The sequence below is a fragment of the Vibrio sp. Vb2960 genome, from assembly GCF_033337665.1.
Lineage (GTDB): Bacteria > Pseudomonadota > Gammaproteobacteria > Enterobacterales > Vibrionaceae > Vibrio > Vibrio alginolyticus.
On sequence record NZ_JAWORD010000014.1, the window covers coordinates 21,878 to 37,181 of the forward strand.

The following is a 15,304-nucleotide window of genomic DNA, read 5'->3' on the forward strand; positions in this document are numbered from 1 at the left end:
AGGTGACGCTTAGACCGTAACGCGAACACGAAACAGATCAGTAAACAACTTGGCAATCATCAAAATAATCATAATGTTTACCAGCATCAGCAAGGGCGTTTCAATTCGATACGCTGGGGTTAAATTGAGCGCTCCTGATGTCAAGACAACCAATAAGTTAATACCTAGAATTCTGTGTACCATCAGCTTTGGTGTGGAAAATACCTTCCAAATCACGATGATGTTGATGAAGTAGAATAGCCCAAGCTGCCAAAGCTCGGTCATCATTGGCATTAGGAAAATGTATTGCAATAGAATCACCGTGCCAGTGCCTATCACACCAAAAAATGCATCTTTAATAATGCTTGGTGGCATAGTAGGAACGATTGAAGAGAACACGCCTGCTAGCATCGGAAAAATGAAACCTCCGGGCACAGGAAGATAAATCCAGATCAACAGCGACGTCACGAACATGGAGACACCTTGCAGTACCTTTCTGCCGTCTTCATTCAAATGCTGGATGAAGGTCCGATGCTCGTGATGCCAAACCGTGTTTTTCTCTCTTTGCATAACATAAGCAACGTGACCAATGAGCGACGTACTTGGATTTTTAATATCAAAGCTTTGAAGTTGCTGCGTTAGCGTTGGCCAATCGATCTCACGACTTTGCGATTTATCTGCTTGTTCTAGCAATCGGTCTTGGATTTGTGCCATCTCATTTAAACGCGCACGCCATAGCTGACGATGTTCTTTCAAGTGGTAGCTGCCAGTAAGTGGTAAGCCGACCAGTTGGAATAACTTTTCTATGTTGGCGGTGTTGGTCTCAAGAGCTTCAATATCTATATCATTGGGCGATTTCATAGCGTTAAGCATCGCCTCTCTGCTGGCCTCAAAACGTTGAATGAAGTTTTGTTCTGTACTGACTGGCCAGACTAATCGGTACACAACAGAAAACGTGATCACACCAAGAATAGTCTCTTGCATGCGAAGAACAGCGAAGTGGAACGTTGCTTGACTATCAAATCCTCCCATACATGCGATGATGGAGCACACAGCAAAACCGATAGAGAACACATAACCATACTTTTCGTCGCTCGACATAAAAATGCACGCACCTAAAAACAAGGTGAAGAAGGTGAGAAACAAAAAGCGATCTTGAGAAAACGTCGTGATGAGGAAAAAGGCATAACCGATGCCAAGGAGGGTTCCTAATAAGCGATTATGACCTTTGTTTATCGAGTGAGCGAAGCTTTCATTTAATGCCATTACCGCGACTGCGATCGCTGCCCAATACGGTTTCTCCCATTGAAACCATAAGGCAAGGCAGATCGCGATAACGATAGACAGTGCAGCTTTGATTGCTTCTTTGGTTGAGGCATTAAACATACATTCCACCGCATTATTGTTTGATGATTTTGATAGAGGCCGTCATACCAACACGTAGTTGAAAATCTTTCGGTAAGTGATCTAATTTAACTTTAATTGGAATGCGTTGAGCTAAGCGTATCCACTGAAAGTTAGGGTTCACATTGGGCAAAAGATCGTTACCAGTACTACCATCTTGTTTCGCAATGCCGTAGCCAATGCTTTTGATTTTTCCTTCCAACACAGCTTCATTGTGCATCATTAAGGTCACGTAGGCTTTATCTTGTGGATCAACGCCAACTAAATCCGTTTCTTTGAAATATCCTTCGATCCAAAAGCTGTCTTCATCAATCAAAGCCACGACTGGGGAGTTAGCGACGACTTGAGAGCCGACGCGTAAGTTCAAATTAGTTATATAACCATTCGTTGGCGCATAAACTTTTGTGTAATCAAGGTTTAGCTTGGCTTCTTCAACATTGGCTTTCGCGAGTTCTACGTTGGCAACGGCTGTCTCCACTGCATTGTCTAGGTTATTCAATGTCAGTACAGGTACGGCGCCAGGTGTGCGCTTTTCTAACTTAAGTGCTCGCTGCTCTTCATTTTTGGCCTTTGCTAGTAATGCAATGGCTTGCTTTTGAGCTGCTAGCGCTTTGTGGTACGCCGCTTTATAGATGCTTGGGTCAATCTCAAACAGCAAATCGCCTTGTTTCACTTGCGAATTGTCTTCAACGTAGACTTGGATGATTTGTCCTGTTACGCGGGGGGTTATAGAAACGATGTGCGCGCTAACTTGGCCATCTCTAGTCCAAGGGTTGTCAGAGTATGATTGGTAGTAGCTGAAAATCACGGTGCCAGCGGAACACAGTAGTAGCAGTGTGATGAGATAACGTTTTATCACGGAATTTGCCTCAAAATATCGTAATGAATCGACCAATAACGCCAGTAAAAATCACAATTAGGCTTAGCTCTGCGAGTGCAGGAAATGCAACGTATTTGTGGAGTCCCAGTTTTGTAGCAACGGTTCCGACCAAAATGGTGAGCATGTAAGCCAATGCAATAACCAGCAACAAGGGTGGGAAGTAAACTTCGCCCCACACAAGTTCATGTGGCATTGAGTTCATGGTGTTTTTCTCTATTAACTTGATGAATGGAAAGATAAGGCAAATGATGGCATCCGTGATAATCGCTTTTGGAGGATCTAATCCATCAAACGAAAGGTGTTATGCGCTATATAGAGGGAATGATGCAACCAAACCGCTTTTTGAAGCGCGAAAACAAAAATAAAATTATTTTGCGATTTATCTGGTGTTCATTGCAGAACGCTAAGTTATTAAATTTTCGACAATTATTGATCGATTTTTGCTTTTGAATATGCGAAGTGATGGTTTCATCCTTCAAATGGGATTACGAGTTGTGAGGTTTTGTTCCTAATATTCGCTTCGAAGCAAACGAGATGCTTTTTAAATTAAATAATCCAACAAATATGAGTGACAGATTATTCGTTAGATTATTTGAGTTTTATATTTATTAGTAAGAGTAAAATTGTCATGGAAATTATTTCTAATCTTTTTGACATGGCACCATTTGTTGCTCTCTTTATTACGCTCTCTCTCGGTTATATGGTTGGTAAAATTACCATTGGTCGATTTGTTCTTGGCGGTGTTGCCGGAACATTATTAATGGGTGTAATTATTGGGCAATTTGGTGTTCATATTGATCCCGGCGTAAAAAGCATTTTCTTTGCGCTCTTTATTTACGCAGTAGGGTATCAAGGTGGTGCGCAGTTCTTCAAAGCATTGAACTTTAGAACCATCAACATTCTACTTTCTGCTGTAGTGATGACGGTGTCTGGCCTGCTTTGTGTACTAGCAGCAGCTTGGATGTTTGATCTAGACAGAGGTACGGCAGCAGGCCTTGCAGCTGGTGGTTTGACTCAATCGGCAATCATCGGTACAGCGGGTGATGCGATCGCACGTCTTGGTGGTGTGACAGAAGAAGCGAAGCACCTAATGCAGACCAACGTCGCAGTAGGCTACGCAGTTACGTACATCTTTGGTTCGCTTGGTCCAATTCTGATGGTGACATGGGTATTCCCAACACTGATGAAGTGGGATATCCGAGCAGAAGCGATTGCGCTAGAAGAGAAAAATTCAAATGGTAAGCGTGATTTAGCGCCGGGTGAGTTCAACGCTGTCACAGCGCTGGTTACACGAGCATTTAAAGTGAGCAAAGATGGTGGGCTAGCAGGCAAAACCTTAGCCCAGTTAAACCAACACGCTCTGGCTGCTTGTATTGAATTGATTCAACGCGATGGCAAAGTGCTAGACGTGGACAAATTCACAGCACTGAAAGAAGGGGATGTCATTGTTGTAACAGGTCGCCGTAATGCAGTACATCAGCTGCAAGATGGTTTGGCTGACAACGAGATTGCACTTCCAGAAGGCTATGAAGTTATTGAAGAAAACCGTCAACTGATCGCAGACAACCGCAAACTGATTGGTAAGTCGCTGCAAGAGATTAAAGAGGCTTCGAACCAAGGCTCTATGCGCGGTATTTATGTGACAGACTATATTCGTGAAGGCAACTCAATTGAAATGACGCCGGATCTTGTGGTGAAGAAAAATGACGTCATCCAGCTTACAGGTACCGCAAAAGACATCAATCGCGTTGAGAAAAACATTGGTCAGCGAATGGGCTCAGCAAACGTGACTGACTTAGTCGTGCTTGGTATGGGCATGGTGGTGGGTCTATTAATTGGTCTAATCAGTTTTAAGATTGCTGGTATTCCCGTCACTATCGGTTCTGGTGCAGGTTGTTTGATCTCAGGTTTGATTGTGGGTTGGTTGCGTAGCCGCAATCCGCATGTTGCTCAGTTTCCTGTGGGGGCCGCGAACTTTATTCGAGATTTCGGTTTGGCAGCATTTGTGGGCATTGTTGGCCTTGAGGCTGGGCCTCAAGCGGTCGACACCATCAAAGAACACGGTATGTCTCTGTTGTTCCTTGGCATGGGTGTAACGATTATCCCTCAGATTATTTCGTTCTTCTTCTCATATTTTGTATTGAAGATTAAGAATCCAGTTGAAGCACTTGGCTGTGTGACAGGTGGACGAAGTGCGAACCCAGCATTTGCGGCTTTAATGGAAAAAACAGGTAATGCAACACCAGTATTCTCATTCACCGTGACTTATGCAGTCGCCAATGTACTGCTTACCCTATGGGGTCCAATTATTGTCGGCATTATTACTTTAAACGCAGGCATGTAATTTAAATAAATTCGAACACTCTTATCGCCTAATTAAATAGGCGGTAGGGGAAGTATTATCCAAATTTTACTAAATAATAAATTCAGGTAAATATTATGACTACGCAAAATACAACAATTGATTTTTCAAAATTTGCAGATTTAAGCCCATTTGAATTAAAAGATAAACTTATTGAAGTGGCACAAACTGTTCCTGACCGCGCTTTATTAGATGCAGGTCGTGGTAATCCTAATTTTCTTGCGACACTACCGCGTAAAGCGTTCATTCGTTTGGGTGAGTTCGCAATATTGGAAGCCGAGCGCACTTATTCATACCTAGATGGTGGTTTCGGTGGCATTCCAGATGGTGTGGGCATTGTTGAACGCTTTGACACGTTTGCAAGCGACAATAAGAAAGACCAAGGTGTGCAGTTCTTAGAAAAGTCGCTGAGCTACGCAAAAGACCGTTTGGGTCTAGAGAAGCAAGCTTTCTTGAATGAACTGGTTAATGCATACCTTGCATGTAACTACCCAGTGCCACCACGTATGTTGACGAACATCGAAACCGTTGTGAAGCAGTACATCGCAGAAGAGATGTACGGCCCGATGCCAATGACAACAGACTTCGATCTGTTTGCAACTGAAGGCGGTACAGCGTCTATGACGTACACCTTCCAAACTATGTTCAACAACGGTCTATTAAAGAAAGGTGACAAGGTTGCGCTAATCACTCCAATCTTTACGCCGTACCTAGAGATCCCAGAGCTTAGTGAATACGAACTGGAAATCGTTGAGCTACGTCTGGATGAGACAACATGGCAACTGCCGATGGCTGAAATCGAAAAGCTTGCAGATACAGACATCAAACTGCTTTGTGTCGTGAACCCAGCAAACCCGGCGTCTGTGAAGTTCTCGGATGAAACTCTGGATAACCTATCAAACTTCGTGAACAACGAACGTAGCGACCTATTCATTGTGACTGACGATGTATACGGCACATTTGCGGACGATTTTGTCTCACTGTTTGCAAAACTGCCATACAACACGCTTTGTGTGTATTCGTTCTCTAAGTACTTCGGTGCAACAGGCTGGCGTTTAGGCTCGATTGCGATTCAACACAACAACGTGTTTGACGATGCAATGCGTAGCCTTCCTGAAGTGCGTCAACTTGAGTTGGACGATCGTTACAAAACGCTGACTCCGGAACCTCGTGAGATCAAGTTTATTGACCGTATCGTTGCCGACAGCCGCAGCGTAGCGCTTAACCACACAGCCGGTTTGTCTCTTCCTCAACAAGTTCAAATGGCGTTGTTCTCATTGAATTGTCTGATGGACTCAGAACAAAACTACAAAGAAGCATGTAAACGCATCATCCGCGAGCGTTACAAAACTCTGTACAAAAACATGGGTGTTGAAATTGAAGAAAACAAAGATCGTGTGGACTACTACACACTGCTTGAGCTCGACACTTTGGGCGGCAAATTGTACGGACCAGCCTTCGTTGAATGGTTCAAAGCGAGCGAGAAGGGCAAAGACTTCCTGTTCCGTCTTGCACATGAAACCGGCGTTATCCTACTTCCAGGCCAAGGCTTCGATGTAGTACACGCATCAGTTCGAGTTTCGTTAGCAAACCTTACTCATCACGAATACGAGCTTATCGGTCGTGCAACGCGCAAAGTGTTGGATGAGTACTTCGCTGAGTTCCAAGGCTAATGAATCCAACCTGATTAAGAATAAGCCTCGGCGTTGTCGAGGCTATTCCGACCAAATAAGCACAGTGCGCGATATTGTGTTTATTTAGTCGCCAAGCTAACAAACTTCTCAATTAAGAGTGACTTATGAAAAGCATTATTTCTATTCAATCTCATGTGGTTTATGGCCACGCAGGAAACAGTTCTGCCGTCTTCCCGATGCAGAGAATGGGCCTCGAAGTCTGGCCAATTCACACGGTTCAGTTTTCAAATCACACTCAGTACCAGCAAGGTTGGACTGGACAGAAGTTTGGGGCAGATGAAATTCATTCTCTAATGAGAGGCTTAGATAACATTGAGAAGTTAGGCGAATGTGGCGCGATACTGTCCGGTTATCAAGGCAGCGCAGAGCAATGTCGAGCGGTGGCCGAAGCGGTAAGTTTAGTCAAATCGCGTAACCATAGTGCACTGTATGTGTGTGACCCAGTTATGGGTGATCCAGACAAAGGTTGCATTGTGGCAGACGGTGTCAAAGAAGCGATAAGCCATAGCTTGTTGCCCATCGCTGATGTGATTGTTCCTAACCAGTTTGAACTGAGCGAGTTAACAGGTGTGAAAATTAACTCTCTTTATGATGCGGTCACTGCATGTAAAAAAGCCTTAGAGTTAGGACCGAAAATGGTATTGGTGAAACACCTGCATGCACTAACAGATGACGCCTTCAGTATGATTTTAGCGACGCCGAAAGCAAGCTATTTGGCCCAACGACCTAGTGTTGAATTTGCTATGCAGCCAGTCGGAGTCGGTGATTTAATTTCTGCGATTTTTACCTCTTGTTTGGTGAAGAAGATGTCTCCTGTCGCAGCCTTTCGTCATACACATAACGCCGTTTACGGTGTATTGGAGATCACAAAAGGCTATGGCACATGGGAGCTACAGACGATCAATGCCCAATACGAATTTGTCGAACCGACGCATGAGTTCAACGTCGTGAAAATTGCTTAGCGCAGTACCTAATTAACGGAGAAGCGTAAAGTTAGCATATAGAAACTTGGCATAATTGCTTTGATGGATAGCATCCTACAATCGCGATTATGGGGTTTAGCCGTGCCTAGCTATAGTAACTCCACACAACGAAACGGACTTCATTTTGACCCAATTAACTTCAAACTGAGTCTCTGGTCATACGCCAGAGAACATTAAATGAGACTGATTATGAATCGTTTAATTTCCTCTGGTGTGACGGTTGCACTTTCGCTGCTGATAGTAGCTTGTAGTTCACCTCATACGCTGGATGTTCGTGTTTCTCAAAGCAACTATAAAGATGTCGAGATCGCGAGTTCGACACCAAATGAGCCACTTCGAATGTGGGCCAATGAAGCGCCGGATTTTCTCTACTCAGCGCACAATCAAACCACACCGATCAAAGTAGAGGGTGAACAGCTCAATATTTTGGCCTTATCGGGTGGTGGCGTAAACGGCGCATACGGGGCCGGCGTTTTGATGGGGCTACAGGAAAAGGGGGAGCTAAAAGATTATGCCATCATTACTGGAGTCAGTGCTGGTGCCCTAATCGCTCCTTTTGTTTTCATTGGCGGTGATGCGATGCCAAAGATGAAAGAAGTCATGCTCAACATCAATGATAAGAATATTTTGGGTAAGAAGAACTTCTTAAATACCCTGTTTAAGGACGCGTTTACCGATGGTGAGAACCTCTATGATTTCATCGCAGACGCTTACCCTGAGCCCATGATTGAGGCGATGGCGCAGCAACACCGCAATGGTAAACGCCTCTTTATTGGCAGTACCCATTTTGATTCAGGCGAACTGGTGGTTTGGAATATTGGTGCGATTGCGAACAGTGATTTAACGGACAAATCTGAACTGATTTACAAGGTGCTTGCTGCGAGCGCATCGATCCCTGGTGTTTTCCCTCCACAATTTATCGATGTTGAACATGATGGAGAAACACTTGAGGAGTTACACGTAGATGGCGGTCTCGCAGCGCAGGTGTTCTTTAATCCGTCTAACTTCAACTATCAACAAATCTCAGATGCTTTGGGGTTAGAAAAAGCGCCTCAGCTGGATGTGATTCGCAATGGTGCGTTAAAAGCGCCGTATCGTCCACTAAAAGACAAAGGTTTGGACTTGGTATCGAAAAGTGTCTCAAGCCTTACGCTAGCGCAAACTCGTGGTGATCTCTATCGAATGAAATACATCAGTGAAATCAACGATATCGAGATGCAGTTTACCTACATTGATCAAGATTTCAGATACGCCAAAGTAACGAAAGATATGTTCGATCACCGCTACTTGCTGACGATTTACGAATATGGATTCAAAAAAGCCACCCAAGGGCAACTTTGGGTAACTGAACTCCCTTAATACAGGAAAACGATACAATGAAAAAAGCCGTTCTTACACTCATGATGCTTACCGCTTCCGCGACTGCATTCGCCCAAAGTGGTGCCCATCTTGACCAGCAAAAAGTGGATAGTGATATGCAGCAACTGTCTGCAATCAAAGAAGAAGGTGCAGCCTTTATTATGATTGACGAGAACTCGAGTTACGTGGCGGTCGAGTTCGTGGGAAAGTGGGAAGAGATCAACAACTATGTGTCACACAAAGAAGCGAAACAACGTAAATTGGAAAAAGTGAACAAGCAGTTCGTGTACTCTCAGGTCGGTGAAACGTTGGAGTCACTTGAGCAAAAAGTCGTTGACCACATTTACGCTGATCAACCTAAATATTTCAGTGTCGATGTCTACCGCGATTACCATGGTGACTCAGGAGAATTCAACTATTTAGCTCGTGTCGTTGAGTACAACTAAGTTAGAGAAAACCTACTGAAGCTAGTAGGTTTTTTTGTGTCGTCGAGAAGGAATTCAAACGCAGATTGTTTCCGTTACCAAGTAGCAATTCTACGATCTTGTGGTAATTTAATTAGATAACTCTAAAAAGTAAGCACAACCTATGAATTTTAGTTTTGAACAACTTCTCGCGTTCGTAACCGTTTATGAACAGCTTTCGTTTAGTAAGGCGGCGGTCAAACTCAATAAGCACCGAACCACAATAGGGCAGGTGATTACCAATCTTGAAGACCAACTGGCGGTCAACCTGTTTGAGCGAGTGGGGCGCTCGGTAGAACCGACAGAAGATGGTCATCTTCTTTACCACTATGCTAAGCAAACCATCGAACAAGCACGTACTTTCGATAAAGTCGCATTAAGTCTAGCTTACGGTGGGTTAGAGAATGTTAGTATCGCCTATTCAAGCGCTATACCACACCGTTTTCTTGTATTGCTTCGTATTCAATTAGCAGCAGATTTTCCGATGATGCGAGTTAACTTTCTTGTTCGTAATCGCAACGAAATTAAAGAGGGTTTACAGAATGGTGAGTATCAATTCGGTATTGTCAATGTACATGATAGTCGAGCAATACATAGTTTGGATGCGACGTTTTTAGGTCATTTTGAATTTGTTCCTTTCGTCCAGAAAGGTGGTGAACTCGCTTCTGTGGCACCAGATCGAGTATTGACAGCCTTGAGGAATAGTAAACAATTTGTACTGCGGTCTCTTATTGAAGAGGGAATGGGCGAAAAAGTCATCGTAAGTTCGAACCATGAAGAGGTCGACCAATTGGCCCTTGTAGTGAAAATGGTTGAAGCAGGTTTAGGATGGGCGATTCTCCCCAGAACGTTTGCCCATTCGGAGTTTTCTAATAATCATATAGAGCCAGTGGAAGCTTCTGAATTATTGGAAGGTTTTAAGTTTGGTTTTGGCCTATGGTGCCAACCCTCTAAGCAAGTCGGTGATGTAAAAAATTCAATCATGAAGGTCGTTACAGAATACCGAGAGAAAATAATCCGCGATATGACTTAGCGGCGACATGTATCTTGCTCATCCCTATCAACAACAAGACTCAATGTGAGTCTTGTTTTTTTGTGTCTGAAAAACGTTATCTTTCTAGCGAAGACTAATGTCTATTGGAAGGATATGACCCTCTATATGAGAGTATGGAATCCATACTTTTTGGCTTAATCTAATCTCGCTCAATGGGTAAGCCCAGAGCAAAAAGTGTTTTTACCATATGTCCGCTGCAAGGACGCAGATTTTCAGCCGGGTTTAGTTACCCGGCTTTTTTTATAGTAATAGAAAATGTCAGCTGTCACCCCAAGCTCTCTGTTACAACTGGCTTGTTACTTCGCTTAGCAATCCAGTACGCAACGCTACCCCAAAGCACGGTGAGTGCCCAAAGCGCCGTCCAATGTGGAGCGACTTGTTGCCAGGTTGCCCCCATTTGGTTTAGCGCTAAGAAAGCTTTTATCGCCCAAGTGCTTGGGCTTAAATCAGCAATCCATAATAAGGGAGTAGGTATGGCTTCAATCGGCCAAATAAAACCAGCCAAGAAAATGAGCGGCATAGAGCTCACTAGGACGACTAAGGTGACAAGTTCACGCCGAGGTAATAAGTAACCTAGCCAGAAGCCTAGTCCGCAACAACCTAAAAAGAACGGTAACAACATAGCCAGCAATTCGCCCGCGTTGGCGATATGGTTTACGTTTAAGCGTTCGAAGCTAAAACCAAAATAATAGGCGCCGAGTAAATAATAAATTGCCACAAATACTAACGTTCTCACAAGCAGCAGCGATCCCGTTGATACTTGTGACCAATAGCCACGACCATGACGCTGTGTTCCCGTTTGCAATCCAACCGCCATGATCAACGTTTGTTGTAAAATCAGAACAAATACTGCCGGCACTACGTATTCGATGTAACCCATGGTTGGGTTGAACGTCGGTTTCATATTAAGCTTAATAGCAGAGTAATTATGGCTAGCCATACTCATGGGCACACCATCTATCACCATTTTACTGACTTTCACTTGGGCCCCTAATGTGCCTCCCGCTTGGGCCAATCCTTCTACCACGGTTCCGTACACGAGAAAATACGAGGCGTCCGCAGCGTAGGCTAGAGTCGGGCTTTTACCTAGCATTAGGTCTTTGTAAAAGTGTTCCGGTATGACTAAAAAACCGGTGATCTCTCGTTGTAAAAATGCTTGCTTTGCATCGGCAATCGTATGAAGTCGAGTGACTACGTTGACTTGTGGGGTGGCATCAACCATACGTTCCAGCTTTAAACTCGTCTGACTACCATCTAGATTAACAATCGCGATTGGTTGTTCACGAGGCGTTTGTTGTGCATAAGGCAAAGGGTATAAAAACGAGTAAAATACGACACCACCAAACACGGTCAACGTAACGACTGGATTGGTTAGAACGGCCTTAAGTTCCGCTTTAATCAGTTGCCACAATGTCATACCGCCTCCTTCGCTTGGCGTGTTGATGAAGCTGTTCGATGTTTACCCATCAAGGCTGCGGTAATGAGCAGGGGCACAACGTAACCAATCATAGGCCATAGCGAGCTTAAAGATTGTGCGGCCGATGCTCCATAGCTTGCTTGACTCACTTGTACTTCAATGTAATGGGTAATCGGCAATAATGAACGCCATGCATAAGCGAGCGTGTTCATGTCAGAAACTGGGAATGTAATTCCCATGAACGCGAAGCTTGGAGCCGTAAATGCGCCAGCAAAACTCATCGCACGTGCAGGATCCATCGACAAGAAGAAGAACAACGCTCCCATAATGATACAGGCGATAACCGTCGCCAATTGTGCTAATAGCATAACCACAAAACTGCCTTCCATTGGCCAATCAAGCACGGAATAAAACCAGTACAAGAACAACGCACCTTGCGCCATAAAGACCGGAATGTACTGACTTAATAGGGTAGTGAGCCTGGCGTATGGCTTTTCGCCCAAAAATGCAAAGCTATTCTTTCCACCATAAATGCGAAAGTGCGCGGCAAGAATCAAAATAGTGCTTACTACAATACATATTTGCCAAATGGCTGGCACGATAGCCGTTACCAAAAATTGTGCGTAGTTATTGTTACGGTTAAATAATGCGGTTATTTGTGTCGACACGGGTACAGCCTGTCCAGCCGCTGCTAACGTTGTGGTGTTACCCTTAGCCAAGTTGCCCATTACTTCAACCTGAGCGTCGAAATAGCCTTGTGCTTGCGCAATGGCAGAGTTGATCAGTTTCGCTACCAAAATGTACTGACTGTTGTAAAAGACAGAAAGTTGAGGTTGGCGGTGCTGGAGAATATCTTGGTCGAACTTAGATGGGATGACCGCGTAAGCGTAGATATCGCCTTCAATCATCGCATTTTTTGCTTCGCTTGCACTGGCGTAATGATAGTTAACAGCCAGACTCGACGACGCATCCAAAGATTGAATGAGCTTTCGAGAAAGTTGGGAATGTTGTAGATCAACCACACCGATTGGCAGATCCCGGGCAATGCCCGCAGAGAACACTCCCCAAATCATCATCGCGAGCAAAATCGGTATCCAAGTAAGGCACGAAAGCAACCACTTGTCTCGTCGTAAGATATGCCGCTGTGAAATCTTAATCGTCATAGCATTAACCTAGTGGTTGTGATTAAAGTTCAACGACAACACTCATTCCCATACGCAGTTCAGGTTCGGGTTGAGCTGGACGAGCTTCTACTTCAAAGGTACGAAGATCAAAACCTTGAGAAGCATCGGTTGCTCTCCACGTTGCAAAGTCACCCATAACGGCAACATGCGTTACTTTGAACTCAACATTTTTCTTTAAGGCAGGCAAATAGGCATCAAAGGTTGCTCCTTTTTTAAAGTGTTGAAGGTAATCTTCACGCACATTAAGTGTCGCCCAGGCATCTTCTGTATCTATCACGGTAACAACCGGGAAGCCCTGAGGTGCTAATTCACCACTTTGAAGTAGAACTTGAGAGACTTCGCCGTCAAACCAGCTGTAGATCTGAGTATCTTTCGCATACGCTTCTACTTCGGCTACGGCACCTGATGCCATGCGCGCTTTTTCCGCCGCAGCCACTTTGGTTTCACTTCTAGCGCCTTCTTTTGCCATTTCATACATTTGAAACGCAGCACTTTCTGTGTATTTCGCTGCTTGCCATTGAGTTAAAGCTTCATCGCGTTTTTGTTCTGCAACCACGCCATCGTTATAAAGGTTATTCACACGATTGTAGGTTTTTTCCATTAAATTCGCAGCGGCTTTGGCTTTCATCCACTGATCTTTTGCTGCTTGGATTTGTTGCTCACGTGCGCCTTTCTCAGCTTCTTGAGCTAAGGCGTCCGCCGCTTTTTCACCTGCTTTTGCTTGTTCTAACTTCGCTTCAATTTCAGGACTATGAAGGGTAAAAATAAGCTGACCTTTCTCTACATCGTCGCCTTTACGTACCATGACCTCATCAATACGCCCTGGAACTTTTGAGGAAATGCTGTATTGCTGGGCTTCAATTAATCCCTGTAAGCGGATCGGTTCCGGTTGATAGGCTTGGTAAAATTGATACCCAACCCAAGAGGCAACACCCAAAGCACAAAGTGAGAGTAAAACGGGTTTTAGTGATTTAGCTGCCATGATTTATTTCACCTCTTTGGATGTTGAAGCAGGGATATAAGCGGTATTTTGATATTGTTCGAAGCTGTTCATTTCACTGCTCAATGCGAGTAGCTTGGTTAAAGATATTAAATAGCGGAAACGCGCCGCTGAACGCTGTGTTTCTATACTCGCGACATAAAGTTGTGCATCCACAACATCCAGAGAAGACGACAGACCCTGAGTAAATGCTTTTTCACGCAAGCGCAGATTTTCGTTAGCGAGTTCAATGCTAGATGCGAGCCCTTGTACTTCATCAATGGCTTGCTGAGCCTCCAAGTATGTCTTTTGGACTAACAGCGATAAGTCTTGTTTGGCTTGGGACTTTAATGAGTCGACCTGCGAGACGACGCTTTGAGCGGCTTTGACTTTTTCGCTTCGCCCTGATGATTCAATCAGTGGAATGCTGACACCAACACCAACTAACCAGTCAGGCTTCATTTGGCTTGCGAGAGAATCGTCTTCATACAAGCTGTAGTCGCCGTAAAGATAAACTTCAGGGTAGTATTTCCCTTTTTCTGCTTTGATTAAGCTAGAGGCTTGTTTGTGTTTAGCGCTCAGAAGTTCTAACCCCGGATAGGTAAGCAACGTTTGATCGATAAAAGCAGTAAGAGGGGGAAGACTGTCGTTGATAAACAAAGATTCAGCGGGCTCTACGGCATCATCTTGTGCGAGTAATTTACCTAATGCAGCCTGAGCGATACTCAAATCGCTGGCTGCTTTACGTGTTTCTACAGATGCTTTATCTAAAGAAGCCTCGGCTTGCAGGCGCTCAACGTGCGCGATTTGTCCTTGCTCTTCAAGCTTAATGGCAAAATCTCGATGCTTTTTTAGCCCAGCTTCAACTGCTTGCCGCGTTGCGAGTACTTCCTTTGCCAGTACGACAGAAAAGTAGTACTTCGATAAATCTTCAAAACGCGCTTGTTGTTCCATTAAAAGCTGACTTTTCGCCTCATCCGTTTTGCCTTCTGCTGCTGATTGAGCCGCAGAAATTCGACCACCAGTAAAAATTGGCCAAATGGCACGAATAGACGAAGAGAAAATATCGCGCTCGGTTATGGTCGAAGTGGTATTAGCTAAGGCACCAAAAATAGGCTGAAAAGCAGGAGGTACGTTAATGTGTGCTCCTGTGCTGTCTAGGATCTGTTTTCCCGAAAGCGTGATATCGGTATCTAAACGCGTGTAATTCGCGCCAATAGTAACCTGAGGTAAGTTGAGATTGCTGGTGGCACTCTCTTGGTATTGGTAGTTCTCGACGTTTGAGCGTTGAGCTTTAAGAGAATAGTTGTTTTCTAGCAATAGCTGCCATGCGGTATCAAAAGTGATCGGTGCCGCATGACAGGCAAGGGAAATCGAGCTGCTAAGTAAGCCCAGTATCCAAAACTTTCCTGTTTTTTTCATAATGGCTGCTTTGTCGTAGAGTATTAGCTCTAATATAAAGGATTCGTAACTGAGTGTTAAGTAGGAGGGAAAATTGGGCAGTAGTATGCGCCCAGTTATATTTGTGCTGGGCGCGGGAGATGT

At 44.4% G+C, this 15,304-nt stretch carries 13 protein-coding genes; 6 read left to right on the plus strand and 7 right to left on the minus strand.

Annotated features, from left to right (window positions below; all coding sequences use genetic code 11):
• Positions 1–9: 9 nt before the first annotated feature.
• From R7O03_RS13440 to R7O03_RS13450, 3 genes are read right to left on the minus strand one after another with little or no spacing between them, the layout of a single operon-like run.
• Positions 10–1,365 carry an FUSC family protein gene (locus R7O03_RS13440; RefSeq protein ID WP_054579570.1) on the minus strand — a complete coding sequence of 452 codons (1,356 nt, stop codon included), beginning with the start codon at positions 1,363–1,365 and terminating at the stop codon, positions 10–12.
• Positions 1,366–1,378: 13 nt separating this feature from the next.
• On the minus strand, positions 1,379–2,242 hold the full coding sequence (locus R7O03_RS13445; RefSeq protein WP_005377105.1) for an HlyD family secretion protein: 864 nt from the start codon (positions 2,240–2,242) through the stop codon (positions 1,379–1,381).
• Between the two features lie 10 nt (positions 2,243–2,252).
• A complete protein-coding gene (locus tag R7O03_RS13450; RefSeq protein WP_005377106.1) occupies positions 2,253–2,465 on the minus strand; it encodes a DUF1656 domain-containing protein in 213 nt (70 codons plus the stop codon).
• Positions 2,466–2,891: 426 nt separating this feature from the next.
• Between R7O03_RS13450 and aspT the strand changes: the two genes are divergently transcribed.
• The 6 genes from aspT (at position 2,892) to R7O03_RS13480 (ending at position 10,158) form a co-directional block, all read left to right on the plus strand.
• On the plus strand, positions 2,892–4,607 hold the full coding sequence (gene aspT / locus R7O03_RS13455; protein ID WP_042523827.1) for an aspartate-alanine antiporter: 1,716 nt from the start codon (positions 2,892–2,894) through the stop codon (positions 4,605–4,607).
• Between the two features lie 95 nt (positions 4,608–4,702).
• A complete protein-coding gene (locus tag R7O03_RS13460; RefSeq protein WP_213896115.1) occupies positions 4,703–6,298 on the plus strand; it encodes a bifunctional aspartate transaminase/aspartate 4-decarboxylase in 1,596 nt (531 codons plus the stop codon).
• Positions 6,299–6,423: 125 nt separating this feature from the next.
• Positions 6,424–7,281 (plus strand): pyridoxal kinase PdxY, encoded by an 858-nt coding sequence (gene pdxY, locus R7O03_RS13465; protein ID WP_033906186.1) that lies wholly within the window; start codon positions 6,424–6,426, stop codon positions 7,279–7,281.
• Positions 7,282–7,491: 210 nt separating this feature from the next.
• Positions 7,492–8,661: a patatin-like phospholipase family protein gene (locus R7O03_RS13470; protein ID WP_115386040.1), complete on the plus strand. Its 1,170-nt coding sequence runs from the start codon at positions 7,492–7,494 to the stop codon at positions 8,659–8,661.
• A 17-nt stretch (positions 8,662–8,678) separates the two neighbouring features.
• A complete protein-coding gene (locus R7O03_RS13475; protein ID WP_047102715.1) occupies positions 8,679–9,107 on the plus strand; it encodes a hypothetical protein in 429 nt (142 codons plus the stop codon).
• 142 nt (positions 9,108–9,249) lie between these two features.
• Positions 9,250–10,158 carry a LysR family transcriptional regulator gene (locus R7O03_RS13480; RefSeq protein WP_017821360.1) on the plus strand — a complete coding sequence of 303 codons (909 nt, stop codon included), beginning with the start codon at positions 9,250–9,252 and terminating at the stop codon, positions 10,156–10,158.
• A 286-nt stretch (positions 10,159–10,444) separates the two neighbouring features.
• Here the strand turns inward: R7O03_RS13480 and R7O03_RS13485 are convergent, their stop codons facing one another.
• From R7O03_RS13485 to R7O03_RS13500, 4 genes are read right to left on the minus strand one after another with little or no spacing between them, the layout of a single operon-like run.
• The gene (locus tag R7O03_RS13485) at positions 10,445–11,596 is read right to left on the minus strand and encodes an ABC transporter permease (RefSeq protein ID WP_047009844.1); all 1,152 of its coding nucleotides are present in this window, start codon (positions 11,594–11,596) and stop codon (positions 10,445–10,447) included.
• A complete protein-coding gene (locus R7O03_RS13490; protein ID WP_047009843.1) occupies positions 11,593–12,759 on the minus strand; it encodes an ABC transporter permease in 1,167 nt (388 codons plus the stop codon). Before R7O03_RS13490 ends, R7O03_RS13485 begins: the two co-directional genes overlap by 4 nt.
• Before the next feature lie 22 nt (positions 12,760–12,781).
• Positions 12,782–13,762: an HlyD family secretion protein gene (locus tag R7O03_RS13495; protein ID WP_047009842.1), complete on the minus strand. Its 981-nt coding sequence runs from the start codon at positions 13,760–13,762 to the stop codon at positions 12,782–12,784.
• 3 nt (positions 13,763–13,765) lie between these two features.
• Positions 13,766–15,181 carry a TolC family protein gene (locus R7O03_RS13500; protein WP_158156550.1) on the minus strand — a complete coding sequence of 472 codons (1,416 nt, stop codon included), beginning with the start codon at positions 15,179–15,181 and terminating at the stop codon, positions 13,766–13,768.
• Positions 15,182–15,304: the final 123 nt, after the last annotated feature.